The organism is Paracoccus marcusii (genome assembly GCF_028621715.1).
Classification (GTDB): Bacteria; Pseudomonadota; Alphaproteobacteria; order Rhodobacterales; family Rhodobacteraceae; genus Paracoccus; species Paracoccus marcusii.
The window spans coordinates 441,096-467,053 of record NZ_CP117466.1 but is presented as its reverse complement, the minus strand read 5'-3'; the positions used below and the strand labels follow the sequence as shown (position 1 = coordinate 467,053).

Sequence of the window (25,958 nt, the reverse complement as noted above, 5' to 3'; positions counted from 1 at the left end):
CCGCAGTGGTGTCTGTCGTCAGTTCGCCGGTGCGGGCGCGGTGTCCGGCGTGGCGGGTTCCGCCGCGGCGTCGGGCGCCGCCGCCGGGGCCGCAGCGGCGGGTGCCGGGGCGTCGGGGGCGGGCGGGGTCAGCGCGTCGGCGGGTGCCGTCGCGGGGGCCTCTGCCGGGGTCTGGGCCGCGGGGGCCGGGGTCACGGCCGCGTCTGTCACCGGGGCGTCCGCCGCGGGGGTCTCGGTCGCCGGGGCGTCGGTCGCCGCATCGGGGCTGGGCGGGGTCAGCGGGTTGCCCGCGGTCGAGGGCGGCGGGGTATAGGCCGGCAGACCCGGCAGTCCGGTCGCCGGTGCCTCGGTCGGGGCCTGGCCGCCGAACTGGTCCATGATCGAGCTGTTGTTGGCCTGGCGCGCCGCCAGGATCGTCAGCGCGATCGAGGTCGCGAAGATCGCCACGCCCAGGATCCACGTCACCCGGGTCAGCACGTTGGCCGCCTGGCGGCCCGACATGACGCCGCCACCGGCACCGCCACCGCCGCCCATGCCCAGCCCGCCCCCTTCGGAACGCTGCAGCAGGACGACCCCGGCCAGCATCACTGCCAGGATCAGATGGACGGTCAGGATGACGTTTTCCACGGCTTTCGGCCTTTCATTTGCGGACGCGCCTATCTAGTCACCTGTCAGGGTGATGGCAAGCAAGAGTGTCCGATGGTTGCGGTGATGATCCAGGGCACCGGCTCGAATGTCGGCAAGTCGATGCTGGTGGCGGGCCTGTGCCGCGCCGCGACCCGCCGCGGCCTGTCCGTGGCGCCCTTCAAGCCGCAGAACATGTCCAACAATGCCGCCGTCACCGCCGACGGCGGAGAGATCGGCCGCGCCCAGGCCCTGCAGGCCCGCGCCTGCGGGCTGGAGCCGCATACCGACATGAACCCGGTCCTGCTGAAGCCCGAGACCGACCGCGGCGCGCAGGTGATCCTGCAGGGCCGCGCCATCGGCCGGGCCGAGGCACGCGATTACCAGGGGCTGAAGCCTCGCCTGCTGGGCGGGGTTCTTGACAGCTTTGCCCGCCTGTCGGCCGCCCATGACCTGGTGATCGTCGAGGGGGCGGGCAGCCCCGCCGAGGTCAACCTGCGCCCCCGCGACATCGCCAACATGGGCTTCGCCCGCGCGGCGGGGGTGCCCGTCGTGCTGGCGGGCGACATCGACCGCGGTGGGGTCATCGCCCAGATCGTCGGCACCCAGGCCGTGATCGACGCTGGCGACGCCGCGATGATCCAGGGCTTCCTGGTCAACAAGTTCCGCGGCGACCCGCGCCTGTTCGACGACGGCTACCGCATGATCGAGGCGCGCACCGGCTGGCGCGGCTTCGGTGTCGTGCCGTGGTTCGCGGACGCGCACCGCCTTCCGGCGGAGGATGCGGTCGATCTGCGCGCCAGTGGCGGGACGGGACTGCATGTCGTCTGCCTGACCCTGTCGCGCATCGCCAATTTCGACGACCTGGACCCGCTGGCGGCGGAACCCGGCCTGCGCCTGACCATGCTGGCGCCGGGACAGGCGATCCCCGGCGACGCCGGTCTGGTGATCGTGCCGGGCACGAAATCGACGCTTGGCGATCTGGCCTTCCTGCGGGCGCAGGGCTGGGACATCGACCTGGCCGCGCATCACCGGCGCGGCGGGCATGTGCTGGGCATCTGCGGTGGCTATCAGATGCTGGGCCGGATGATCGACGATCCGTCGGGCGCGGACGGGGTGGCAGGGCAGGTGGTGGGGCTGGGCCTTTTGGACGTGACCACCGTCATGGCCCCCGACAAGCGGCTGACCCGCGTGACCGGCACCGCCCTGGGCCAGCCCGTGTCGGGATACGAGATCCACATGGGCCGCACCGACGGCCCGGACTGCGCACGCCCCTTTGCCCATGTCCCCGACCCCGACGGGGCCATCAGCGCGGATGGCCGCGTGACGGGCAGCTATCTGCACGGGCTGTTTTCCGACGACGCGTTCCGCGCGGCCTTCCTGGCCCGGCTTGGTGCCGCCTCGCGTCCGGGGTTCGAGGCCGGGGTGGATGCCGCGCTGGACGATCTGGCGGATCACCTGGAGGCGCATCTGGACGTGGCGGCCCTGCTGGCCGTCGCGCGCTGATCCCCGATGCGGGCGCCCCCGCCATGCGCGCAGGGTGCAGCAGATGTGACCGCGTGGCGCTGGACGAAACCGGGTCGGCACGCTACCTGAGGGGCATGGAACAGATCAAAGCCCCCCTGACCCTGTATCTGGCCGCCCCGCGCGGCTTCTGCGCAGGCGTCGACCGCGCCATCAAAATCGTGGAACTCGCGTTGGAGAAATGGGGCGCCCCCGTCTTTGTCCGCCACGAGATCGTACACAACAAGTATGTCGTCGACACGCTGCGCGACAAGGGCGCGGTCTTCGTCGAGGAACTGGACGAATGCCCGGCCGACCGGCCCGTGATCTTTTCCGCCCATGGCGTTCCCAAGGCCGTCCCGGCCGAGGCGCAGCGCCGCGAGATGGTCTATGTCGACGCGACCTGCCCGCTGGTCAGCAAGGTCCATATCGAGGCCGAACGGCACCACGCCGCGGGCCTGCAGATGATCATGATCGGCCACAGGGGCCACCCCGAGGTCCTTGGCACCATGGGCCAGCTGCCCGAGGGCGAGGTGATCCTGGTCGAGGACGTGGCCGACGTCGCCCGCGTCCAGGTCCGCGACCCCGCGCGCCTGGCCTTCATCACCCAGACCACCCTGTCGGTCGACGACACCGCCGCCGTTGTCGCGGCCCTGCAGGCGCGGTTCCCCACGATCGTCGGGCCCGCCAAGGAAGACATCTGCTATGCCACCACCAACCGCCAGGCGGCGGTCAAGGCGGTGGCGCCGCATGTCGATGCGCTGCTGGTGATCGGGGCCGAGAATTCCAGCAACTCCAAGCGTCTGGTCGAGGTCGGGCGTGCCGCGGGCTGCGGCTATGCCCAGCTGGTGATGCGCGCGGCCGAGATCGACTGGCGGGCGCTGGACGGTATCCGCAGCATCGGCGTGACCGCCGGCGCCAGCGCCCCCGAGGTGCTGATCAACGAGGTCATCGACGCCTTCCACGCCCGCTATGACGTGACCGTCGAGGTGGTCGAGACCGCCGTGGAACGGGTCGAGTTCAAGGTCCCCCGCGTCCTGCGCGAGACGGCCTGACCGAACCGGCCCCTTGCCGGATCGCCCGCCCCGGTCCTATCCTCCGGCCACAGGTTGGAGGACCCCACATGACCGTCTATCTGATTGCCGAAGTCACCGTCACCGACGACGCCTGGATCGCCCCCTATGCGGCGGCGGTCCATGACATCGCCGCCCGCCACAACGGCCGCTACCTGTCCCGGTCCGGCCATATCGAGACGCTGGAGGGCGAGGCCCGCGACGTCACCCTGATCGCGCTGATCGAGTTCCCGACCCGCGAGGACGCGATGGGCTTCGTCAACGATCCCGACTATGCGCCCCATGCGAATGCCCGCAAGCGCGGGTCCGTCAGCCATTTCCGGCTGATCGACGACAGCGACGCGGCCGGCAGCATCCCGTATCTTCCCGCGCCCGCCTGAGGCCCGCTGGCCTGCCGCGCCGATCGCGGCTATAGCGGCGCGGACAAGGCGGAAAGGGACAGCATGCGGCTCTATTCGATGCCCTCATCGGGCAACAGCTACAAGGTCAGGCTGCTGGCGGCGCTGACCGGCCAGTCGCTGGACCGGGTCGATTGCGAATACGGATCGGCCGCCCTGCAGCAGGCCAAGGACCAGGGCGCGCTGCCCTTCGGCAAGCTGCCGGCGCTGCGTCTGGACGACGGGACCACGCTGGCGGAATCGAACGCCATCCTGTGCTATCTGGGCGAGGGCACGGCTTATTGGCCCGCCAGCCGGACCCTGCGGGCGCAGATGCTGGGCTGGATGTTCTGGGAACAGTACAACCACGAACCGGTCATCGCGGTGCGCCAGGCGCTGGTCAGCTATCCCCATCGCGCGGCGGATGCCACGCCCGACCGGCTGGCCGACCTGCTGGATCGCGGCCACGCGCTGCTGTCCGTGATGGAAAATCATCTGGCGACCCAAGACTGGCTGGTGGGCGACGCGGCCAGCCTGGCCGACATCTGCCTCTATGCCTATACGCACAGCGCGGGTGCGCGCGGCGGGTTCGACATGAACCGCTTTCCGGCCGTGCGCGGCTGGCTGGCGCGGGTGGCGGCCCTGCCGGGGCACGTGACCATCGATGGCTGAGCTGTTCGCCTGGACCGACGGCGCCTGCAGCGGCAATCCCGGCCCCGGCGGCTGGGGCGTGCTGATGCGCGCGCTGGACGGCGCGAACGTGGTCAAGCAGCGCGAGTTGCAGGGCGGAGAGCCTGCCACGACCAACAATCGGATGGAGCTGATGGCCGCCATCAGCGCGCTGGAGGCGCTGACCCGGCCCAGCACCATCGTGATCGTGACCGACAGCAATTATGTCAAGAACGGCGTGACCCAGTGGATCCACGGCTGGAAGCGCAACGGCTGGAGGACCGCCGACAAGAAGCCCGTCAAGAACGTCGAATTGTGGCAGCGGCTTGATGCGGCGCAGGCCACCCACAGCGTCGAATGGCGCTGGATCAAGGGCCATGCCGGCCATGCCGAGAACGAACGTGCGGACGAACTGGCCCGCGCGGGCATGGCGCCGTTCAAGCCGTGACGGGACAGGTGATCGCGGGGCTGCCCACGCTGGTCTGGGTGCTGGACTATGCCTCGGTGCTGGTCTTTGCGCTGACCGGGGCGTTGGTGGCCAGCCGCGCGCAGCTGGACCCGGTGGGCTTTGTCTTCATGGCCGCGATGACGGCCGTGGGCGGCGGGACGCTGCGCGACCTGATCCTGGGCCGCGACATGGTGTTCTGGGTCGCCCGGCCGTCGCTGGTCGTGGTGGCCGCGGTGGCGGCGATGGTCGTGTTCTGGACCGCGCACCGGTTCGAAAGCCGTTATCGCCTGCTGCTGTGGCTGGACGCCTTTGCCCTGTCCGTGGCGGTGCCCGCGGGCGTCGCAGTGGCCCTGGCGGGCGGGTTCAGTCCGGTCATCGTGGTCATCATGGGCGTGGTCACCGGCACCTTCGGCGGGCTGATGCGCGACGTGGTCGGCAACGAGGTGCCGCTGGTCCTGAAACAGGGCGAACTGTACCTGACCGCGGCCTTTGGCGGGGCGCTGGCGGCGGTGCTGCTGGTCTGGATGGGCTTGGGCCGGGTCGAGGCCCTGGCCGCCTGCGGCGTGGTCACCTTCGTGCTGCGTGCGGGCAGCATGGTGCGAGGCTGGAAGCTGCCGGTCTATCGCCCCCGCCCGCCGCGCACCCGCGGCTAGCGCAGGACGGGCGGCCCCGCGCGGCCCGCGTCGATGTTCTGCACCCCGGCGCGCAGCCCCTGGCCGATGCGATGCGCCATCTGCGACCAGGCGCGGGCCGACCAGGGCGGCAGGGTGCGGCGCAGCGCCTCGTCGAACAGCGCCAGCCAGATCTCGAAATGCTCGGGGCGGACGTTGCCCGCGGACAGGTGCGCGCGCATCGGGCTGCCGTTGTAGCCCGCCTTTTGCAGGATCGCGCCCTTCCAGAAGGCAGCGATGCGATCCTCATGCGCGGCCCAGTCGCCGACATGTTCGGCAAAGATCGGGGCCAGCACCTCGTGCCGCCGCACGGCGCCGTAGAAGACGGCGACGGTGCGGGCGATCTCTGCCTCGGTGATGTCGAAACGCGGGTCCATGCGCCGCATCTGGGGCAGGGGCGGCGCGGTTGCAAGGGGCCGCGTGCCGCCGTAAGGGGGGCCACCCGGTCGCAGCCCACCCGGACAAAACAGGAGCGAGCCATGAGCCACTATACCGACGCGCTGACCCAGCTGGGCAGCGACACCCCCCTGCCGCAGCACCCCGACCAGGCCGTGCTGGAACGTGTGCCCAACCCCCAGCCCGGCCAGACCTATGCCGTGCGCTTTACCCAGCCCGAATTCACCAGCCTGTGCCCGCTGACCGGCCAGCCCGATTTCGCGCATCTGGTGATCGACTATGTCCCCGGCGACTGGCTGGTCGAATCGAAATCGCTGAAGCTGTTCCTGGGCAGCTTCCGCAACCACGGCGCCTTCCACGAGGATTGCACCGTGGGCATCGGCCGCCGCATCGCCGACCTGCTGGAGCCCGCTTGGCTGCGCATCGGCGGATACTGGTATCCGCGCGGCGGCATGCCGATCGACGTGTTCTGGCAGACGGGCGCGGCGCCTGCGGGCCTGTGGCTGCCCGATCAGGGCGTGCCGACCTATCGCGGGCGCGGCTAGGCGGCGTTCAGCCGCGCCAGGATCGCAGCGCGATCAGCGCCGTGTCGATCACGTCGCCAAGTCGGGCCAGCAGGTGTTCGGGTTCTGGCGCGCCGCTGTCCGTCTCGGCGTCCAGCCGTGCCATCAGGCGCGACAGGCGCCGCCGATGGACGCCGGTCCACAGCTGGACCGGGTCCGCGATCAGCCCCGCGAAGGTGGTGACCAACGACCCCGCGACGGCCAGCGCCACCCCGGTCGCGACGACCGTCAGCGGCGCGGTCTCCACCGGAAAGGCCCAGTACCATGCCCGCCCCAACGTGTCGCCCAGGGCGAAGTCGCGCACCGCGGCACCATGCGCGCGCATCTGCGCCATGGGCCCGGCAAGCGAGATCATGCCCGGTGTCGCGCGGTGAAACAGCGCGATCCCCACGGTCAGCACGATCAGCGAGGTCGTGATCTCGGCTACGGCATTGCGGGTGTCGGCATGGCTGCGGATGGCGCGGGCGATGCGGTCGGGGGACGTGTCCGGACCCAGGCCCTGCCGCTGCAGATCGGCGATCAGCGCGCCCAGGTCGCGCTGGATCACCGTCGAGACGTCGGACCGCAGGAACACCCGCCGGCTGCGCAGCCAGCCGCCCACCCGCGTGGCCCCCATCCACGTCAGGGCCCAGCCCGCGCCCAGCATCAGCAGGGCCACCGGCGCCAGCATCACGTTCACCGGCGCGCGCAGCAGGTCCGCGCCGATCGCGTGGCGGTGCAGCGCCAGTGTGCCACGCGGACCGTAGCGCAGCCGTGCGAACCGGCGCAGCGCCGCATCGCGACGGGTCAGGCGGCTGCGCAGGGGGGCGGGGGGCATCGGGCTCTCCGAAGGCGGTGGCCGCAGTCTAGCGGGACGGGGGCCCATGCGCTAGGTTCGGCGCTTGCAGCGCCAAGCGGCGCTTTCTATAGAGGGCGGATGAAATTTCCGGCGTTCGGATCTCGAATTAGCAGCCCGGTGGCGTGAGGTTTCACGCCGCCGGGTCAGTCTTGTCCGAACATCTCTCAAAGGAACGCCCCGATGGCCGACGCCACGCAGCCCGATTACCGCGATACCGTCTTTCTGCCCCAGACCGAGTTTCCGATGCGTGCGGGCCTGCCTGCGCGCGAACCCGAATGGCTGGAGCGGTGGGCGCGCATCGGCGTCTATGACCGCCTGCGGTCCACCGCGGCGGGGCGCAAGCCGTTCGTGCTGCATGATGGCCCGCCTTATGCCAACGGGCATCTGCATATCGGCCACGCGCTGAACAAGACCATCAAGGACATCGTCGTGCGGTCGCACCAGATGATGGGTTTCGATGCGCGCTATGTGCCGGGCTGGGACTGTCACGGCCTGCCGATCGAATGGAAGATCGAGGAGAAGTACCGCAAGGAAGGCCGCGACAAGGACGCGGTCGACATGGTCGAGTTCCGCCAGGAATGCCGCCGCTTTGCCGACGAATGGGTCGACATCCAGCGCGAGGAGTTCAAGCGCCTGGGCGTGACCGGGGCCTGGGACCGGCCCTATCTGACGATGGACTACCACGCCGAGGCCGTCATCGCGGCCGAGTTCATGAAGCTGGTGATGAACGGCTCGCTGTATCAGGGGTCCAAGCCCGTGATGTGGTCGCCGGTGGAGAAGACCGCCCTAGCCGAGGCCGAGGTCGAGTATCACGACCATACCAGCCACACGATCTGGGTGCGGTTCGGGGTGCAGGGGCAGGGCGCCCTGTCGAACGCCAAGGTCGTCATCTGGACCACCACCCCCTGGACCATCCCGCAGAACCGCGCCGTCGCGTTCAACCCGCAGATCGCCTATGGCCTCTATCAGGTCGATGCCGTGGCCGAAGGCTCGACCGCCGTCGCCGGAGAGCATCTGGTGCTGGCCGATGCGCTGGCGCAAGGCGTCATGACGCAAGCCAAGGTGACCGAGTTCCAGCGTGTTGCGGACGTGACAGCCGCTGATCTTGAGGGGCTGATCCTGTCCCACCCCCTGCGCGGAGTCGAGGGTGGCGCAGGCGAGTGGGACTATGACGTCCCCATGCTGCCCGGCGATCATGTCACCGACGAGGCGGGTACGGGCTTCGTCCACACCGCGCCCAGCCATGGCGACGACGACTATCAGCTGGGCCTGCGCTTCAAGCTGCCGATGACCTACAATGTCGAGCCGGACGGCAGCTATCGCAAGGACCTGCCGATCTTCGGTGGCGAGGCGATCGTGGCGCCCGACGGCAAGGACGGCCCGGCCAATGTCAGCGTCATCAAGCAGCTGGCCTGGGCCGGGGCGCTGCTGGCTAAGGGCAAGATCAAGCACTCCTATCCGCACAGCTGGCGGTCCAAGGCGCCGCTGATCTATCGCAACACGCCCCAGTGGTTCGCGGCCATCGACAAGCCCTTGGACGACGGGCTGGGCCAGCATGGCGACACGATCCGGGCGCGGGCGCTGACCTCGATCGACCAGCTGGTCAAGTGGTGGCCCAAGACCGGGCGCAACCGCATCCATTCCATGGTCGAGAACCGCCCCGACTGGGTGCTGTCGCGCCAGCGGGCCTGGGGCGTGCCGCTGACCTGCTTCGTTAAGAAGGGCGCCAAGCCCACCGACGACGACTTCCTGCTGCGCGATGCGCGCCTGAACGACCGGATCGTCGCGGCCTTCGAGGCGGATGGCGCGGATGTCTGGTACAGCGCGGGCTTCAAGGCGCGGGTGCTGGACGGGATCGCGGACCCTGAGGCCTATGACCAAGTCATGGACGTGCTGGACGTGTGGTTCGACAGCGGCTCGACCCACAGCTTCGTGCTGCGCGACCGCGAGGATGGCGCACCGGACGGGATCGCCGACGTCTATCTGGAAGGCACCGATCAGCATCGCGGCTGGTTCCAGTCGTCGCTGCTGCAGGCGTCGGCCACCAAGGGCCGCGCGCCCTATCGCAACGTGGTCACGCATGGCTTCACGCTGGACGAGAAGGGCATGAAGATGTCCAAGTCGCTTGGCAACACCATCGTGCCCGCCAAGGTGATCGAACAGTACGGCGCCGACATCCTGCGCCTGTGGGTGGCGCAGGCCGATTATACCGCCGACCAGCGGATCGGCCCCGAGATCCTGAAGGGCACCGCCGACAGCTATCGCCGCCTGCGCAACACGCTGCGCTTCCTGCTGGGGGCGCTGGCCGCGTTCGACGATGCCGAACGCATCGAGCCCGCCCAGATGCCCGAGTTGGAGCAGTGGATGCTGCACCGGCTGGCGCAGCTGGATCACCAGGTTCGCCAGGGCTATGCGGCGTTCGATTTCCAGGGCGTGTTCCAGACGCTGTTCCAGTTCTGCACCGTCGATCTGTCAGCCTTCTATTTCGACGTGCGCAAGGACGCGCTGTACTGCGACGCGGCGGACAGCGACCGCAGGCGGGCAGCGCGGACGGTGCTGGACCTGCTGTTCCACCGGCTGGTGACCTGGCTGGCGCCGATCCTGCCCTTCACGATGGAGGACGTCTGGCTGTCGCGCTTCCCGTCGGAGGATGACAGCGTGCACCTGCACGATTTCGCGCAGACGCCGGCCGACTGGCTGAACGAGCCGCTGGCCGCCAAATGGGAGCATGTCCGCCGCGCCCGCCGCGTGGTCACCGCCGCGCTGGAGGTCAAGCGGACCGACAAGACGATCGGCGCCAGCCTGGAGGCCGCGCCCGTCGTCCATGTCGAGGATGCCCAGATGCTGGCCGCGCTTAAGTCGGTGGCCTTCGCGGATGTGTGCATCACGTCGGACCTGTCGCTGACCGCGGACCCCGCGCCCACCGAGGCGTTCCGCATGGCCGAGACCCCGGGCATCGGCGTCGTCTTCGAGACCGCCGAGGGCGAGAAGTGCCAGCGCTGCTGGAAGATCCTGCCCGATGTCGGCACGCATGCCCATCCGGGCGTCTGCGCGCGCTGCGACGCGGCCCTGGGATGACCGATGACGACCTGCGCGGGGCGATCCTTGCGCAGGTCACGCGGCTGCGGCCGGGCACGACTTGCTGCCCCAGCCGGATCGCCCGCGATCTGGCCGATGACTGGCGCCCGCTGATGGACCCGCTGCGGCGGCTGGCGCTGCGGATGGCGGCGGAGGGGGACATCGCCGTCCTGCAGAAGGGGCGCCCCGTGGGGCCCGATCCGCGCGGCCCGATCCGATTGGCGCGGCGCTAGACCAGCCACCACCCCCGTGCCTTCAACTGGTTGCGAATCATCTTTTCCGGGGCAGGGGTCGGCCTGTCGGCAAAGATCGGGCGCACCTTCTGGCGTCCCTTGTCCTGATAGATCAGCTTGCGCGCAGGCTCCCATTCCCGCAGCACGCGCTTGACCTCCCTGGCGGCGACGGCGTCCTCCAGCGCGGTGATCGCGGCCTCGGGGTCGCGGGCATAGAGGAGCGGCAGCCGCCGGTAATGGCAGGTCACGTCGCCGTCCAGACCGTCCAGCGCAGAGCCGGGCCGCCCGCCGCCCAGACTGTGGATGACCAGCGGCAGCACCGCCTGGTCCAGCCACGGGTCCATCACCTGGCAGGCCAATGCGTCATGCGGACTGTCGCGCAGGGCCAGCGCCCAGGCCAGGAACCGCTGGCCGAACTCTGCAGGGTCGGGCCCGAAGAACCACCCCGCGTTGAAGTACAGATAGCGTTCCCAGTGTTCGTCAGGCTGCGACAGGTCCAGCGTGGGGGCGAAGGACAGCCCGAACCGGTCGTAAAGCGATTGCCAGATGCCGTGATAGCCCGGGCCGTAAAGCGGCGGCTTGGGCCAGGTCCCCTCGCGCCGCATCGAGGCGGATGGCCGGGCGAAGTCGAAGCGGACCCGGTCCAGCGGCCCGGTGATCAGCGTGTCGGTGTCCAGAAACAGGAACGGCTCGCCCGCAGGCAGGACCGACAGGGCCTCGATCTTGTTGCCCTGGGGATAGGAGGCACCGAAATGGCGCGCGGTGAACGGCAAGATCATGGCGCCGAAATCGGCCAGCAGTTGGCGGCACGGGTCCGAAATGGCCGTATCATGCCCGCTCCAGGCGCCGTCGGGGGTGGGTTCGGCGATGAACACCGTGCCCGTGAAGTCCGGGGCATGCGCGCGCAGGCTGGCCATGAAGATCACGGCCTCGAACTCCAGCCGTCCGGCCTGGGCGACGATCAGCAGATTGGGCTGCTTAAGTTTCCTGGGGGGCACCCGACATCCTTTGCGGAACGTGATCGGGTTCAGCCTAGCGGTTGTGCGGGGACAGCAAAAGCCCCACTGCAGGGATGGTCCCTGCCACCACTTGATCATCCGGAATGTCGGGAAAGTGGTGGGCGACCCTGGAATCGAACCAGGCGTGGGTCTCCCCGGCGGAGTTACAGTCCGCTGCCGCACCTTGCAGCACGTCGCCCGCCGATCGCTTTCGGCGTGCGGGGTGATTAGCCGCCCCGTCGGGGGGCGTCAAGCGGATTTCCGGGGCTTGCGCGATGCGCGCCCTGCGCGCAGAGAAGGGTCCACAAGGAAAGGAGGCCGCGCATGTCCGACAAGAGCGGAAACGCCAAGAAGCCCACATGGGTCATCGACAAGGAACGCGCCCGCCGCGCGGCCGCCGCCGAGACGGTCTGGCTGTTCGGCCTGCACGCGGTCCGCGACGCGCTGGCCAACCCGGTGCGCCAGAAGCTGCGCCTGGTGGTCACCCAGAATGCGCTGGCCCGGCTTGGCGAGCTGCACGGGATGGAGCCGGAGATCACCGATCCGCGCATCTTCGACAAGGCCGTGGGCTTGGCCGCCGAAAGCGTCCATCAGGGCGCCGCGCTGGAGGTCAAGCCGCTGAAATGGGGCAGCCTGTCGGAGGTCGCGCTGCGCGAGGCGCCCGGAGAGACGCGGCCGCTGCTGGTCGCGCTGGACCGGGTGACCGACCCGCACAACGTCGGTGCGATCCTGCGGTCGGCCGAGGTGTTCGGCGCGCGCGCGGTCATCGCCCCGCACCGCCATTCCGCCCCCGAGACTGGCGCCCTGGCCAAGACGGCGTCGGGCGCGCTGGAGCGTCAGCCCTATCTGCGCGTGCCGAACCTGGCCGAGGCGCTGACCCAGCTGAAGAACATGGGCTTCATCCTGGTGGGTCTGGACGGCACCGGCACCGAATCATTGCCCGACCTGATGTCGGACCTGTCGGGCAGGGCGGTCTGCCTGGTGATGGGCGCCGAAGGGCCGGGCATGCGGGAGCTGACGATGAAGACCTGCGACCATGTCGCGCGGATTCCCTTTGCTGCCGATTTCGGGTCGCTGAACGTGTCGAATGCCGCCGCCGTGGCCCTGTATGCCGCGGGGCGTGCCTGAATATCACATCCCTGCGACGATTATGTCACGCGCGTTGAGATTTGGTCCGGCTGCTGTCAAGTAGACCGGACCGCAACCGTCGAGTCGTCATGAAAGCCTCTGTCCTGTGCCTGCTGATCAGCCTTGCGGCCGCGCTTCCCGCGGCGGCGCAGGACTGGGCCGTGGGTGGGTTCGACCCGGTGGGCTATGCGCAGGCCGGGCGCCCGACCCCGGGGCGCAGCGACATCGCGACGATGTGGAAGGGCCAGCTGTGGCATTTCGCATCCGAAGAGAATCGCGCCCGGTTCGAGGCCAACCCGCGATCCTTTGCCCCGGCGTTAGACGGAATGTGCCCGGTGTCCATCGTCGACGGACGCCCGCAGATGGGCGATCCGCGCCATTTCGCGGTGGTGGCGGGCAGGCTGTACCTGCTGGAATCAGGTGCCGCGGAACGGCGCCTGTCCAGTGACCCCGCCGGGATCGTGGCAGAGGCTCAGCGCCTGTGGCGCTGACGCTGGCGACACAAGAATCACAAATGCGTGATCAGGGTGGAACTTTTCTGCCTGATGCCCATTTACACCTCATGGCATGACCCCGGAACGGTCATGTCCAGATCACTGTCCCTCGTTCCGCGACTTGCGCCCGGCCATCGTATGGACCGGGCGCTTTTTCTATGAGAGGCTGCAACCTGCGGCTGCGGCCCGGAGGAGGGACGATCATGGACATCCACACGGACGAGGATCACGACATCGCGCGCATCGCCCGGGACACAAAGGTCGTGGCGATGGTGGGCCTGTCCCCCAACGAGGCGCGGCCCAGCTGGGGCGTCGCCCGCTATCTGCAGTCCCAGGGCATCCGCGTCATCCCGGTCAATCCAGGTCACGACGGCCAGACCATCCTGGGAGAGCGCGTCTATGCGACGCTGGCCGACATCCCGGCTGCCGAAGGGGTGCAGCTTGTCGACATCTTCCGCCGCTCGGACGCGGTGGGGCAGGTGGTCGACGAGGCGCTGGCCCATCTGCCCGACCTGCAGGTGATCTGGACCCAGCTTGGCGTGCGCGACGACGCGGCCGCCGAGCGTGCCCGCGCACGCGGCATCACCGTGGTTCAGGACCGCTGCCCCAAGATCGAGTTTCCGCGCTATCTGTAGCGGTCCGATATCTGCTTGACGGGCGGACGGGGTGGCACTAATCAGGCCCGACCTCAGGGGTATAGCTCAGTTGGTAGAGCATCGGTCTCCAAAACCGAGGGTCGTGGGTTCGAGTCCCCCTGCCCCTGCCAGGTCCTTCCGCCAGACCTGCGTCCTGACCGCGATCAGGGTTGAAAAGCCGGGCGTGCCCGGCTAGACCCGCGGTCGCATTTGCCCAAGGAGCCGCCCGTGGCCAATCCCGTCCAGTTCATCAACCAGGTCCGCGCCGAAGCCGCCAAGATTTCCTGGCCGACGCGCCGCGAGGTGATCACCACGACCATCATGGTCCTGATCTTCGCCTCGATCACCAGCCTGTTCTTCTTCCTGGTCGACCTGACGATCCGCACCGGTCTGACCCAGGGGCTGCGCCTGATCAGCGGCTGATCGGGGCTTGCAATTGCGGGCGGGGGGCGGTATTTCCCCCCGACTGTCCGGGACACGGCGTGCATCGAATGCGCATGCGCGCCGATTTGCATATTTCCGGGCGACATGGAATTCAAAGGGTTGGCGCGCTGTCCGCGTGATTCCCGAAAGATGAGCAGGGGTCGATCGAGACATGGCAAAACGTTGGTATTCGGTCAGCGTCCTGTCGAACTTCGAAAAGAAGGTCGCCGAGGCGATTCGCCAGTCCGTCGCCGAGAAGGGCCTGGACGACCAGATCGACGAGGTCCTGGTCCCGACCGAGGAAGTGATCGAGATCCGTCGCGGCAAGAAGGTGACGTCCGAGCGCCGCTTCATGCCCGGCTATGTGCTGGTGCACATGGAGATGTCGGACCGGACCTATCACCTGGTCAACTCGATCAACCGCGTCACCGGCTTTCTGGGCGCGCAGGGCAAACCGATGCCGATGCGCGACGACGAAGTGAACATGATGCTGCACCGCTCGGACGACGGCGCACCCGCCGCGCCGCGTAACCTGATCCGCTTTGACGTGGGCGAGAAGGTCAGCGTGACCGACGGCCCGTTCGAGGGGTTCTCGGGGATGGTCGAGGAGATCGACGAGATTTCCTCGCGCATCAAGGTGACGGTGTCGATCTTTGGCCGGCCGACGCCGGTCGAACTGGAATTCACGCAGGTTTCGAAATCTTCGTGATCGGCTGCGGGAGGCCGTGAGGCCGCACCGCTAAATCGGCCCCCGTGCGGGGCTTGATGACAAAGGAGAAGGCCAGATGGCCAAGAAAGTTGTTGGCAGCCTGAAGCTGCAGATCAAGGCGGGCCAAGCGAACCCGTCGCCCCCCGTCGGCCCGGCCCTGGGTCAGCGCGGCATCAATATCATGGCGTTCTGCAAAGAGTTCAACGCCAAGACCCAGGAGATGGAGCAGGGTTCGCCCGTGCCCGTCGTCATCACCTATTATGCCGACAAGTCGTTCACCTTCGAGACGAAGACGCCGCCCGCGTCCTTCCTGCTCAAGAAGGCAGCCGGCCTGAAGCCGGTCGGCAAGCGCAACCGCGCCAAGGGTTCGGACAAGCCGGGCCGTGCCACCGCAGGCACCGTGACGGTCAAGCAGATCCGCGAGATCGCCGAGACCAAGATGAAGGACCTGTCGGCGAACGACGTGGATGCCGCGATGAAGATCATCGTCGGTTCCGCCCGGTCGATCGGCATCGAGGTGAGGGGCTGATCATGGCAAACGTTTCCAAGAAAAAGACTGCCGCCCGCGCCGCCTTTGAAGGCAAAGCCAACCTGACCGTCGAGGACGCCGTCAAGCTGGTCAAGGCACAGGCCTCGGCCAAGTTCGACGAGACCGTCGAGATCGCGCTGAACCTGGGCGTCGACCCGCGTCACGCCGACCAGATGGTCCGCGGCGTGGTGACCCTGCCCGCAGGCACCGGCAAGGACGTCCGCGTCGCCGTGTTCGCCCGTGGACCCAAGGCTGACGAAGCCAAGGCCGCCGGTGCGGACATCGTCGGCGCCGAGGACCTGATGGAGACCATCCAGTCCGGCAAGATCGAGTTCGACCGTTGCATCGCGACGCCGGACATGATGCCGCTGGTCGGCCGTCTGGGCAAGATCCTAGGCCCGCGCAACCTGATGCCGAACCCCAAGGTCGGCACCGTGACGATGGACGTGAAATCGGCCGTCGAAGCAGCCAAGGGCGGCGAGGTCCAGTTCAAGGCCGAGAAGGCGGGCGTCGTCCATGCCGGCATCGGCAAGGTCTCGTTCGACGAGGACAAGCTGGCCCAGAACCTGCGCGCCTTCGTGGACGCGGTGAGCCGCGCCAAGCCGACGGGTGCCAAGGGCACCTACATGAAAAAGGTCTCGATCAGCTCGACCATGGGTCCGGGCGTGTCGATCGACGTGGTCTCTGCGACCGCGAACTGACCGCAGGAATTTCCCCGCCGGACAAGGGCGGGGAATGGCGGGGCCGCACGCGGCCCTGTCCTGTCCGAGACGGAGGGTGCGAGGGAGACCTTGCTTAATTGCCTTCCTGAGATGGGGAAGCGTTTTTCCGAAGGCCCAGTCCTTCGGGTGATCTTGCCCTAACGGACCCGACCCGGTCCCGTTCGAGACCGGGAAAAGTGAGAGCCGGGGGGAAACCCCCAACTTGGAGTGAAACCGTGGATAGAGCACAGAAAGAACAGCTGGTCGAGGAACTCGGCCAGATCTTCGAAAGCTCTGGCGTCGTGGTGGTTGCCCACTACGAGGGGATGACGGTTGCACATATGCAGGACCTCCGCGCGCGCATGCGCGAAGCGGGTGGTTCGGTTCGCGTTGCCAAGAACAAGCTCGCCAAGATCGCCCTGGAAGGAAAGCCTTGCGCAAGCATCGCCGACTACCTGACGGGCATGACCGTGATCACCTATTCGGAGGATCCGACCGCTGCTGCGCGGATCGCCGACAAGTACGCCAAGGATAACGATCGTTTCGTGATCCTGGGCGGTGCGATGGGTGGTTCGGCCCTGGATCCGGCCGGTGTGAAAGCCGTCGCCTCGATGCCGTCGCGTGATGAGCTGATCGCTCAGATCGTGTCGTGCCTCGGTGCGCCCGCTTCGAACATCGCCGGTGCCATTGGCGCGCCTGCTTCGAACATCGCGAGCATTCTCACGACCCTCGAGGAACGTGAGGCTGCGTAAGCAACCTATTCCCGACTGGTGGTTGAAGACCCGACGTTGGAACATTAACTGGAAAGAACGGAAAAATGGCTGATCTGAAGAAACTCGCCGAAGAAATCGTGGGCCTGACCCTGCTGGAAGCCCAGGAACTGAAGACCATCCTGAAGGATGAGTACGGCATCGAGCCGGCTGCCGGTGGCGCCGTCATGATGGCTGGCCCCGCTGCTTCGGCAGAAGCCGCCGAAGAGAAGACCGAATTCGACGTCGTCCTGGTCGAAGCCGGCGCCAACAAGATCAACGTGATCAAGGAAGTTCGCGGCATCACCGGTCTGGGCCTGAAAGAAGCCAAGGACCTGGTCGAAGCTGGCGGCAAGGTCAAGGAAGGCGCTTCCAAGGCCGACGCCGAAGAAGTGAAGAAGAAGCTGGAAGCAGCCGGCGCCAAGGTCGAGCTGAAGTAATCGATCCTTTGATCGGTTGAAGACAGGCAGGGTCCGGGGTTTCCCGGTCCCTGCCGAACCTGTCTTGAAGGGCGGTCCGGCTGGCGGACATTCCTTCAGGGCATGTTCGAGGTTCGGGAGCCGCGCGGTGGGACGCGTGGCACGAATGGAACCTCACCCCTGCATTCGTAGGTGCGTTCCGGGGGCCCCGACCCGGACGCGCGCGAAGACGAAAGGTGACAAGACCCCATGGCGCAAGCTTATGTCGGCCAAAAGCGGATCCGCCGCTATTATGGCAACATCCGTGAAGTTCTGGAGATGCCGAACCTGATCGAGGTTCAGAAATCCTCCTATGACCTGTTCCTGAACTCGGGCGAGGGCAGCGGTCATAACGATGGTGACGGCATCCAGGGCGTGTTCCAGTCGGTGTTCCCGATCAAGGACTTCAACGAGACGGCCACGCTGGAGTTCGTCAAGTACGAGCTGGAGAAGCCGAAATACGACGTGGACGAGTGCCAGCAGCGCGACATGACCTATGCCGCGCCGCTGAAGGTCACCCTGCGTCTGATCGTGTTCGATGTCGACGAGAACACCGGGGCGAAATCCGTCAAGGACATCAAGGAACAGGACGTCTTCATGGGCGACATGCCCCTGATGACGACGAACGGCACGTTTATCGTGAACGGCACCGAGCGCGTGGTCGTGTCGCAGATGCACCGCAGCCCGGGCGTGTTCTTCGACCATGACCGCGGCAAGACCCATTCCTCGGGCAAACTGCTGTTCGCCTGCCGCATCATTCCCTATCGCGGCTCGTGGCTGGACTTCGAATTCGACGCCAAGGACCTGGTGTTCGCCCGCATCGACCGCCGCCGCAAGCTGCCGGTGACGACGCTGCTCTATGCCCTGGGCATGGATCAGGAAGCGATCATGGACGCGTTCTACGAGACCGTGACCTACTCCCTGCGCCGCGAGGGGCGCGAGCAGGGCTGGGTGACGCGGTTCTTCCCCGAGCGCGTGCGCGGCACCCGGCCTGCCTATGACCTGGTAAACGCCGATACCGGCGAGGTCATCACGAAGGCCGGCGAGAAGGTCACCCCGCGCCTGGTGAAGAAGCTGCTGGAATCCGAAGAACAGCTGAACCTGTTCGTCCCGTTCGAGCGCATCGTCGGCCGCTTCGTCGCCAAGGACATCGTCAACGACCAGACCGGCTTCATCTATGCCGAGGCCGGCGACGAGATCACCGCGGAATACGACAAGCAGGGCGAGATGACTGGCGGCCTGCTGAAGGTGCTGCTGGACAACGACATCACCGACGTGCCGGTTCTGGACATCGACCACGTCAACGTGGGTCCCTACATCCGCAACACGATGGCGGCCGACAAGAACATGGGCCGCGAAGGCGCGCTGATGGACATCTATCGCGTCATGCGCCCGGGCGAGCCGCCCACCGTCGAGGCCGCGTCGAACCTATTCAACTCGCTGTTCTTCGACAGCGAGCGTTACGACCTGTCCGCCGTGGGCCGGGTCAAGATGAACATGCGCCTTGATCTGGACGCCCCCGACACGCAGCGCACGCTGCGCCACGAGGACATCGTGTCCTGCATCAGCGGCCTGGTCGAACTGCGCGACGGCAAGGGCGAGATCGACGACATCGACCACCTGGGCAACCGCCGGGTGCGTTCGGTCGGCGAGCTGATGGAGAACCAGTACCGCGTCGGCCTGCTGCGCATGGAGCGTGCCATCCGCGAGCGCATGTCCGGCGTCGAGATCGACACCGTCATGCCGCAGGACCTGATCAACGCGAAACCCGCAGCGGCGGCGGTGCGTGAATTCTTCGGCTCCAGCCAGCTGTCGCAGTTCATGGACCAGACCAACCCGCTGTCCGAAGTGACGCACAAGCGTCGCCTGTCGGCCCTAGGGCCGGGCGGTCTGACGCGCGAACGCGCAGGCTTCGAGGTTCGCGACGTCCACCCGACCCATTACGGCCGGATGTGCCCGATCGAGACGCCGGAAGGCCAGAACATCGGCCTGATCAACAGCCTTGCCACCTTTGCACGGGTGAACAAGTACGGCTTCATCGAGACGCCCTACCGCAAGGTGGTCGACGGTCACGTGACCGACGACGTCGTCTACATGTCCGCGACCGAGGAGATGCGTCACACCGTGGCGCAGGCCAACGCGACCCTGGACGAGAACGGCAACTTCACCGACGAGCTGATCTCGACCCGCCAATCAGGCGACTTCATGCTGAACCCGGTCGATGCGGTCGACCTGATCGACGTGTCGCCCAAGCAGCTGGTTTCGGTCGCCGCGGCGCTGATCCCGTTCCTTGAGAACGACGACGCCAACCGCGCGCTGATGGGCTCGAACATGCAGCGTCAGGCCGTGCCTCTGCTGCGTGCCGAGGCGCCGTTCGTGGGCACCGGCATGGAAGCCACCGTGGCGCGCGATTCGGGCGCCGCGATCATGGCGCGCCGTGGCGGCATCATCGACCAGGTCGATGCGCAGCGGATCGTGGTCCGGGCGACCGAGGACATGGGCGCGGGCGACGCGGGCGTGGACATCTATCGTCTGCGCAAGTTCAAGCGTTCGAACCAGTCCTCGACCATCAACCAGCGCCCGCTGGTGAAGGTCGGAGAGAAGGTCGTGGCCAACCAGGTCATCGCGGACGGTCCCTCGACCGACCAGGGCGAACTGGCGATCGGCCGGAACGTGGTCGTCGCCTTCATGCCGTGGAACGGCTACAACTACGAGGACTCGATCCTGATCTCCGAGCGGATCCACCGCGATGACGTGTTCACCTCGATCCATATCGATGAATACGAGGTTGCGGCCCGCGACACCAAGCTGGGGCCGGAAGAGATCACCCGTGACATCCCGAACGTGGGCGAAGAAGCCCTGCGCAACCTGGATGAAGCCGGCATCGTCTATATCGGCGCCGAATGCGGTCCGGGTGACATCCTGGTGGGCAAGATCACCCCCAAGGGCGAAAGCCCGATGACGCCGGAAGAAAAGCTGCTGCGTGCCATCTTCGGTGAGAAGGCGTCCGACGTCCGCGACACCTCGCTGCGTCTGCCGCCGGGTGCCTATGGCACGATCGTCGAGGTCCGGGTGTTCAACCGCCACGGCGTCGACAAGGACGAGCGTGCCCTGCAGATCGAGCGCGAGGAAGTCGAGCGTCTGGCGCGCGACCGCGACGACGAACAGGGCATCCTGGACCGCAACATCTATGCGCGTCTGAAGACCCTGATCCTGGGCAAGACCGCCCTGAAGGGGCCGAAAGGCATCAAGTCGGGGACGGAGATCACCGAGGAGCTGCTGGGCACCATGTCCCGCGGCCAGTGGTGGCAGCTGGCCGTCAGCGAAGAGGACATCGCCAAGGATGTCGAGGCGCTGAACGGTCAGTACGACACCCAGAAGAAGCTGCTGGAGGCCCGCTTCGAGGACAAGGTCGAGAAGGTCCGTCAGGGCGACGACCTGCCGCCGGGCGTGATGAAGATGGTCAAGGTGTTCGTCGCCGTGAAGCGCAAGCTTCAGGCGGGGGACAAGATGGCCGGTCGTCACGGCAACAAGGGCGTCGTGTCCAAGGTCGTCCCGATGGAGGACATGCCGTTCCTGGCGGACGGCACTCCCGTCGACCTGGTTCTGAACCCCCTGGGCGTGCCGTCGCGCATGAACGTGGGTCAGATCCTGGAGACCCACATGGGTTGGGCCAGCCGCGCCCTGGGCCTCAAGATCGACGAGGCGCTGGAAGAGTATCGCCGCAACGGCGACATGACTCCGGTCCGCGAGGCGATGCGCATCGGTTACGGCGACGAGCTGTATTCCGAGATGTTCGACGGCCTGGACGACGAGACCCTGCGCGAGCATGCGGGCACCGTCCGCACGGGCGTGCCGATCGCGACGCCGGTCTTCGACGGCGCCAAGGAGGCCGACGTCAACGACGCGCTGACCCGTGCCGGGTTCGACACGTCGGGCCAGTCGGTGGTGTTCGATGGCCGTTCGGGCGAACAGTTCGCCCGCAAGGTCACCGTGGGCATGAAGTACGTCCTGAAGCTGCACCACCTGGTCGACGACAAGATGCACGCGCGTTCCACGGGTCCGTACTCGCTGGTCACGCAGCAGCCCCTGGGCGGCAAGGCCCAGTTCGGCGGCCAGCGTCTTGGCGAGATGGAGGTCTGGGCCCTGGAAGCCTATGGCGCGGCCTACACGCTGCAGGAAATGCTGACGGTCAAGTCGGACGACGTCGCCGGCCGCACGAAGGTCTATGAGTCCATCGTCAAGGGCGAGGACAACTTCGAGGCGGGCGTGCCGGAATCGTTCAACGTGCTGGTCAAGGAGGTCCGGGGTCTGGGCCTCAACATGGAACTCCTGGATGCGGACGAGGAGGAGTGAGGGCCCGCGCCCTCACCACCCCTTCCTCCGTGCCCTTCATTAGGAATTGAGAATGAACCAGGAACTCGCCACCAACCCCCTGAACCCGCTGGCCCCGCCGCGGCAGTTCAATGAAATCAAGATCTCGCTGGCCTCGCCCGAAGAAATTCTGGCCTGGTCCTTCGGCGAGGTGAAGAAGCCCGAGACCATCAACTACCGCACGTTCAAGCCCGAGCGTGACGGCCTGTTCTGCGCGCGCATCTTTGGTCCGATCAAGGACTATGAGTGCCTGTGCGGCAAGTACAAGCGCATGAAGTATCGCGGCCTGGTCTGCGAGAAATGCGGCGTCGAGGTGACCCTGCAGAAGGTCCGCCGCGAGCGGATGGGCCATATCGAACTGGCCGCGCCGGTCGCGCATATCTGGTTCCTGAAGTCGCTGCCGTCGCGCATCGGCCTGATGCTGGACATGACGCTGCGCGATCTGGAGCGGATCCTCTACTTCGAGAACTATGTCGTTATCGAGCCGGGTCTGACCGACCTGACCTATGGCCAGCTTCTGTCCGAGGAAGAGTTCCTGGACGCGCAGGACAACTTCGGTGCCGACGCCTTCCAGGCGGATATCGGTGCCGAGGCCATCCGTGCGATGCTGTCGAACATCGACCTGGCGGCGACCGCCGACCAGCTGCGCGAGGACCTGAAGGCCGCCACCGGCGAGCTGAAGCCCAAGAAGATCATCAAGCGCCTGAAGATCGTCGAGAGCTTCCTGGAATCGGGCAACCGTCCGGAATGGATGGTCCTGACCGTGATCCCGGTCATTCCGCCGGAACTGCGCCCGCTGGTCCCGCTGGACGGCGGCCGGTTCGCCACGTCGGACCTGAACGACCTGTATCGTCGCGTCATCAACCGCAACAACCGCCTCAAGCGGCTGATCGAGCTGCGTGCGCCCGACATCATCGTGCGCAACGAAAAGCGCATGCTGCAGGAATCGGTCGATGCGCTGTTCGACAACGGCCGTCGCGGCCGCGTCATCACGGGCAACAACCGTCGCCCGCTGAAGTCGCTGTCCGACATGCTGAAGGGCAAGCAGGGCCGCTTCCGCCAGAACCTTCTGGGCAAGCGCGTCGATTTCTCGGGTCGTTCGGTCATCGTGACCGGCCCCGAGCTGAAGCTGCATCAGTGTGGCCTGCCCAAGAAGATGGCCCTGGAGCTGTTCAAGCCGTTCATCTATTCGCGGCTTGAGGCGAAGGGTCTGTCCAGCACGGTCAAGCAGGCCAAGAAGCTGGTCGAGAAGGAGCGCCCCGAGGTCTGGGACATCCTGGACGAAGTCATCCGCGAGCACCCGGTCCTGCTGAACCGTGCGCCCACGCTGCACCGTCTCGGCATCCAGGCGTTCGAGCCGATCCTGATCGAGGGCAAGGCGATCCAGCTGCACCCGCTGGTCTGTTCGGCCTTCAACGCCGACTTCGACGGCGACCAGATGGCCGTGCACGTGCCCCTGTCGCTGGAGGCGCAGCTGGAAGCGCGCGTCCTGATGATGTCGACGAACAACGTGCTGTCGCCCGCCAACGGCGCGCCGATCATCGTGCCGTCGCAGGACATGATTCTGGGCCTGTACTACGTCTCGATGCAGCGTGACCGCATGAAGGGCGAGGGCATGGCCTTTGCCAACATTGACGAGGTCGAGCATGCCCTGGCCGCCGGCGAGGTGCATCTGCACGCCAAGATCCAGGCGCGCCTGAAACAGATCGACCAGAACGGCAACGAGGTCTGGAAGCGTTTCGAGACCACCCCGGGCCGCCTGCGGCTTGGCGGTCTGCTGCCCCTGAACGCCAAGGCGCCCTTCGAGCTGGTCAACCGCCTGCTGCGCAAGAAGGACGTGCAGGTCGTCATCGACACCGTCTACCGCTACTGCGGCCAGAAGGAATCGGTGATCTTCTGCGACCAGATCATGGGTCTGGGCTTCCGCGAGGCCTTCCGTGCCGGCATCAGCTTCGGCAAGGACGACATGGTCGTGCCCGACACTAAGTGGACCATCGTCGGCGAGGTCCAGGAGCAGGTGAAGGAGTTCGAACAGCAGTATCTGGACGGCCTGATCACCCAGGGCGAGAAGTACAACAAGGTCGTGGACGCCTGGTCGAAGTGCAACGACCGCGTGACCGAGGCCATGATGTCTACCATCTCGGCCAACAAGCGCGACGAGAACGGCGCCGAGATGGAGCCGAACTCGGTCTACATGATGGCGCATTCCGGTGCGCGGGGTTCGGTCAACCAGATGAAGCAGCTGGGCGGCATGCGTGGCCTGATGGCCAAGCCGTCGGGCGAGATCATCGAGACGCCGATCATCTCGAACTTCAAGGAAGGTCTGACCGTTCTTGAATACTTCAACTCGACCCACGGCGCCCGGAAGGGTCTGTCGGACACCGCGTTGAAGACCGCGAACTCGGGCTATCTGACGCGTCGTCTGGTCGACGTCGCCCAGGACTGCATCATCCGCGAGCATGACTGCGGAACCGAGCGCGCGATCACCGCATCTGCCGCGGTGAACGACGGCGAGGTCATCAGCCCGCTGGCCGAGCGCGTGCTGGGCCGGACCGCGGCCGAGGACGTGCTGGTGCCGGGCGAGGACGAGATCATCGTCCGCGCCAACGAGGTGATCGACGAACGCAAGGCCGACGCCATCGAGGCGGCGGGCGTGCAGTCCGTGCGCATCCGTTCGGCGCTGACCTGCGAATCCGAGGACGGGATCTGCGCGCTGTGCTATGGCCGCGATCTGGCCCGCGGCACGCTGGTCAACATCGGCGAGGCTGTCGGCATCATCGCCGCGCAGTCGATCGGCGAACCGGGCACCCAGCTGACGATGCGGACCTTCCACATCGGCGGCATCGCGCAGGGCGGCCAGCAGTCGTTCCAGGCCGCCTCGCACGAGGGCACGATCGCCTTCCGCAACGAGAGCATCCTGGAAAACGCCAATGGCGAGCAGGTCGTGATGTCGCGCAACATGCAGATCCTGGTCATGGACGACCAGGGGCAGGAGCGCGCCAGCCACAAGCTGTTCTACGGCTCCAAGCTGTTCGTGAAGGAAGGCGAGCGGGTCATCCGCGGCGCGAAGCTGTTCGAATGGGACCCCTATACCCTGCCGATCATCGCGGAGAAGGGCGGCATCGCCAAGTTCGTCGACCTGCTGTCGGGGATCTCGGTCCGCGACGAGACCGACGATGCGACGGGCATGACCCAAAAGATCGTGACCGACTGGCGGTCGGCCCCCAAGGGCAACGACCTCAAGCCCGAGATCATCATCATGGACGCCAACGGCGAACCGGTGCGCAACGACCAGGGCAACCCGGTCAGCTATCCGATGTCTGTGGATGCCGTGCTGTCGATCGAGGACGGCCAGGAGATCAAGCCTGGCGACGTGGTGGCCCGCATCCCGCGCGAAGGCGCGCGGACCAAGGACATCACCGGTGGTCTGCCGCGCGTGGCGGAACTGTTTGAGGCGCGTCGTCCCAAGGATCACGCGATCATCGCCGAGATCGACGGCTATGTCCGCTTCGGCAAGGACTACAAGAACAAGCGCCGCATCACGCTGGAGCCGTCCGAGGAGGGTCTGACCCCCGTCGAGTACATGGTGCCGAAAGGCAAGCACATCCCGGTGCAGGAAGGCGACTTCGTGCAGAAGGGTGACTACATCATGGACGGCAATCCTGCGCCGCATGACATCCTGCGCATCATGGGGATCGAGGCCTTGGCTGACTATCTCATCGACGAGGTGCAGGACGTCTATCGACTGCAGGGCGTGAAGATCAACGACAAGCACATCGAGGTGATCGTTCGCCAGATGCTGCAGAAGATCGAGATCCTGGACGGCGGCGACACCACGCTGCTGAAGGGCGAGAACGTCGAGCGTGACGAGTTCGTCGAGGAGAACGCCAAGATCGAGGCACGCGGCGGACGTCCCGCCACGGGCGAGCCTGTCCTGCTGGGCATCACCAAGGCCAGCCTGCAGACCCGCAGCTTCATCTCGGCCGCCTCCTTCCAGGAGACGACCCGCGTGCTGACCGAGGCTGCCGTCCAAGGCAAGCGCGACAAGCTGGTCGGTCTCAAGGAGAACGTCATCGTGGGCCGCCTGATCCCGGCGGGCACCGGTGGTGCGACCACGCGCGTTCGCCGCATCGCGACCGAACGCGACGCCGAGGTGATCGAGGCACGCCGCGCCGAGGCCGAGGCCGCTGCAGCCCTGGCCGCGCCCGAGCCGTCCTTTGCCACCCCGGCGGCCGATCCGGTGGATCTGCCGCAGGACGGCAGCGACGATTGATCGCAACGCCTGAC

General features: G+C 66.9%; 24 protein-coding genes and 2 tRNA genes. 21 read left to right on the top strand and 5 right to left on the bottom strand.

The genetic code is table 11. The features are described 5' to 3' along the window. Nucleotides 1-18 precede the first annotated feature (18 nt). Nucleotides 19-627, bottom strand: coding sequence for a preprotein translocase subunit SecG (gene secG, locus PRL19_RS02255; RefSeq protein WP_273743735.1), 609 nt, complete (start codon nucleotides 625-627; stop codon nucleotides 19-21). Between the two features lie 72 nt (nucleotides 628-699). Between secG and PRL19_RS02250 the strand changes: the two genes are divergently transcribed. From PRL19_RS02250 to PRL19_RS02225, 6 genes are all read left to right on the top strand, one after another. Then, nucleotides 700-2,130 (top strand): cobyric acid synthase, encoded by a 1,431-nt coding sequence (locus tag PRL19_RS02250; protein ID WP_273743734.1) that lies wholly within the window; start codon nucleotides 700-702, stop codon nucleotides 2,128-2,130. A gap of 95 nt (nucleotides 2,131-2,225) precedes the next feature. Next, nucleotides 2,226-3,182, top strand: a complete 957-nt coding sequence (ispH, locus tag PRL19_RS02245; protein WP_252928999.1) for a 4-hydroxy-3-methylbut-2-enyl diphosphate reductase — start codon at nucleotides 2,226-2,228, stop codon at nucleotides 3,180-3,182. A 68-nt stretch (nucleotides 3,183-3,250) separates the two neighbouring features. After that, nucleotides 3,251-3,580 carry a DUF1330 domain-containing protein gene (locus PRL19_RS02240; RefSeq protein ID WP_273743733.1) on the top strand — a complete coding sequence of 110 codons (330 nt, stop codon included), beginning with the start codon at nucleotides 3,251-3,253 and terminating at the stop codon, nucleotides 3,578-3,580. Between the two features lie 63 nt (nucleotides 3,581-3,643). Beyond that, on the top strand, nucleotides 3,644-4,249 hold the full coding sequence (locus PRL19_RS02235; protein ID WP_148910969.1) for a glutathione S-transferase family protein: 606 nt from the start codon (nucleotides 3,644-3,646) through the stop codon (nucleotides 4,247-4,249). Then, the gene (rnhA, locus tag PRL19_RS02230) at nucleotides 4,242-4,694 is read left to right on the top strand and encodes a ribonuclease HI (RefSeq protein ID WP_148910970.1); all 453 of its coding nucleotides are present in this window, start codon (nucleotides 4,242-4,244) and stop codon (nucleotides 4,692-4,694) included. Before PRL19_RS02235 ends, rnhA begins: the two co-directional genes overlap by 8 nt. Then, entirely contained in the window at nucleotides 4,691-5,347 is a 657-nt protein-coding gene (locus PRL19_RS02225; RefSeq protein WP_239441277.1) for a trimeric intracellular cation channel family protein, read from the top strand. The genes rnhA and PRL19_RS02225 overlap by 4 nt, the downstream gene beginning before the upstream one ends. Here the strand turns inward: PRL19_RS02225 and PRL19_RS02220 are convergent. Beyond that, a complete protein-coding gene (locus PRL19_RS02220; protein WP_273743732.1) occupies nucleotides 5,344-5,742 on the bottom strand; it encodes a group III truncated hemoglobin in 399 nt (132 codons plus the stop codon). The genes PRL19_RS02225 and PRL19_RS02220 overlap by 4 nt on opposite strands. A gap of 102 nt (nucleotides 5,743-5,844) precedes the next feature. Here PRL19_RS02220 and queF point away from each other — a divergent pair, with 102 nt between their 5' ends. After that, nucleotides 5,845-6,306, top strand: coding sequence for a preQ(1) synthase (gene queF / locus PRL19_RS02215; protein WP_045981386.1), 462 nt, complete (start codon nucleotides 5,845-5,847; stop codon nucleotides 6,304-6,306). A 7-nt stretch (nucleotides 6,307-6,313) separates the two neighbouring features. Here queF and PRL19_RS02210 read toward each other — a convergent pair whose 3' ends face one another. Beyond that, on the bottom strand, nucleotides 6,314-7,141 hold the full coding sequence (locus PRL19_RS02210) for a DUF6635 family protein (RefSeq protein WP_273743731.1): 828 nt from the start codon (nucleotides 7,139-7,141) through the stop codon (nucleotides 6,314-6,316). A gap of 201 nt (nucleotides 7,142-7,342) precedes the next feature. Between PRL19_RS02210 and ileS the strand changes: the two genes are divergently transcribed. Both ileS and PRL19_RS02200 read left to right on the top strand, forming a co-directional pair. Beyond that, nucleotides 7,343-10,240, top strand: coding sequence for an isoleucine--tRNA ligase (gene ileS / locus PRL19_RS02205; protein ID WP_273743730.1), 2,898 nt, complete (start codon nucleotides 7,343-7,345; stop codon nucleotides 10,238-10,240). After that, nucleotides 10,237-10,473 (top strand): DUF3253 domain-containing protein, encoded by a 237-nt coding sequence (locus PRL19_RS02200; protein ID WP_273743729.1) that lies wholly within the window; start codon nucleotides 10,237-10,239, stop codon nucleotides 10,471-10,473. The genes ileS and PRL19_RS02200 overlap by 4 nt, the downstream gene beginning before the upstream one ends. Here PRL19_RS02200 and PRL19_RS02195 read toward each other — a convergent pair. Continuing rightward, nucleotides 10,470-11,471, bottom strand: coding sequence for a hypothetical protein (locus tag PRL19_RS02195; RefSeq protein WP_273743728.1), 1,002 nt, complete (start codon nucleotides 11,469-11,471; stop codon nucleotides 10,470-10,472). The two genes, PRL19_RS02200 and PRL19_RS02195, sit on opposite strands and share 4 nt — an antisense overlap. Before the next feature lie 116 nt (nucleotides 11,472-11,587). Further along, nucleotides 11,588-11,671, bottom strand: a tRNA-Tyr gene (locus PRL19_RS02190). A gap of 124 nt (nucleotides 11,672-11,795) precedes the next feature. On the opposite strand from PRL19_RS02190, the gene rlmB reads away from it, so the two are divergent. The 12 genes from rlmB (at nucleotide 11,796) to rpoC (ending at nucleotide 25,944) form a co-directional block, all read left to right on the top strand. Next, nucleotides 11,796-12,599, top strand: coding sequence for a 23S rRNA (guanosine(2251)-2'-O)-methyltransferase RlmB (gene rlmB / locus PRL19_RS02185; protein ID WP_273743727.1), 804 nt, complete (start codon nucleotides 11,796-11,798; stop codon nucleotides 12,597-12,599). An 89-nt stretch (nucleotides 12,600-12,688) separates the two neighbouring features. Next, nucleotides 12,689-13,090, top strand: coding sequence for a YHS domain-containing (seleno)protein (locus PRL19_RS02180; RefSeq protein WP_045981380.1), 402 nt, complete (start codon nucleotides 12,689-12,691; stop codon nucleotides 13,088-13,090). Between the two features lie 206 nt (nucleotides 13,091-13,296). Continuing rightward, nucleotides 13,297-13,728 carry a CoA-binding protein gene (locus tag PRL19_RS02175; protein ID WP_273743726.1) on the top strand — a complete coding sequence of 144 codons (432 nt, stop codon included), beginning with the start codon at nucleotides 13,297-13,299 and terminating at the stop codon, nucleotides 13,726-13,728. A gap of 55 nt (nucleotides 13,729-13,783) precedes the next feature. Further along, nucleotides 13,784-13,859: transfer RNA gene (locus tag PRL19_RS02170), tRNA-Trp, on the top strand. Between the two features lie 97 nt (nucleotides 13,860-13,956). Further along, the gene (gene secE, locus PRL19_RS02165; RefSeq protein WP_042249102.1) at nucleotides 13,957-14,151 is read left to right on the top strand and encodes a preprotein translocase subunit SecE; all 195 of its coding nucleotides are present in this window, start codon (nucleotides 13,957-13,959) and stop codon (nucleotides 14,149-14,151) included. Between the two features lie 172 nt (nucleotides 14,152-14,323). Continuing rightward, entirely contained in the window at nucleotides 14,324-14,860 is a 537-nt protein-coding gene (nusG, locus tag PRL19_RS02160; RefSeq protein WP_045981378.1) for a transcription termination/antitermination protein NusG, read from the top strand. A 76-nt stretch (nucleotides 14,861-14,936) separates the two neighbouring features. Next, on the top strand, nucleotides 14,937-15,389 hold the full coding sequence (gene rplK / locus PRL19_RS02155; RefSeq protein ID WP_045981377.1) for a 50S ribosomal protein L11: 453 nt from the start codon (nucleotides 14,937-14,939) through the stop codon (nucleotides 15,387-15,389). 2 nt (nucleotides 15,390-15,391) lie between these two features. Continuing rightward, a complete protein-coding gene (gene rplA / locus PRL19_RS02150) occupies nucleotides 15,392-16,090 on the top strand; it encodes a 50S ribosomal protein L1 (protein WP_046001339.1) in 699 nt (232 codons plus the stop codon). A 236-nt stretch (nucleotides 16,091-16,326) separates the two neighbouring features. Next, a complete protein-coding gene (gene rplJ, locus PRL19_RS02145; RefSeq protein ID WP_045981375.1) occupies nucleotides 16,327-16,842 on the top strand; it encodes a 50S ribosomal protein L10 in 516 nt (171 codons plus the stop codon). A gap of 65 nt (nucleotides 16,843-16,907) precedes the next feature. Further along, nucleotides 16,908-17,279 carry a 50S ribosomal protein L7/L12 gene (gene rplL / locus PRL19_RS02140; RefSeq protein ID WP_042249114.1) on the top strand — a complete coding sequence of 124 codons (372 nt, stop codon included), beginning with the start codon at nucleotides 16,908-16,910 and terminating at the stop codon, nucleotides 17,277-17,279. A gap of 228 nt (nucleotides 17,280-17,507) precedes the next feature. Continuing rightward, nucleotides 17,508-21,653 (top strand): DNA-directed RNA polymerase subunit beta, encoded by a 4,146-nt coding sequence (rpoB, locus tag PRL19_RS02135; RefSeq protein ID WP_046001340.1) that lies wholly within the window; start codon nucleotides 17,508-17,510, stop codon nucleotides 21,651-21,653. A gap of 52 nt (nucleotides 21,654-21,705) precedes the next feature. Next, nucleotides 21,706-25,944 (top strand): DNA-directed RNA polymerase subunit beta', encoded by a 4,239-nt coding sequence (gene rpoC / locus PRL19_RS02130; RefSeq protein WP_273743725.1) that lies wholly within the window; start codon nucleotides 21,706-21,708, stop codon nucleotides 25,942-25,944. The last annotated feature ends 14 nt before the right edge of the window (nucleotides 25,945-25,958 follow it).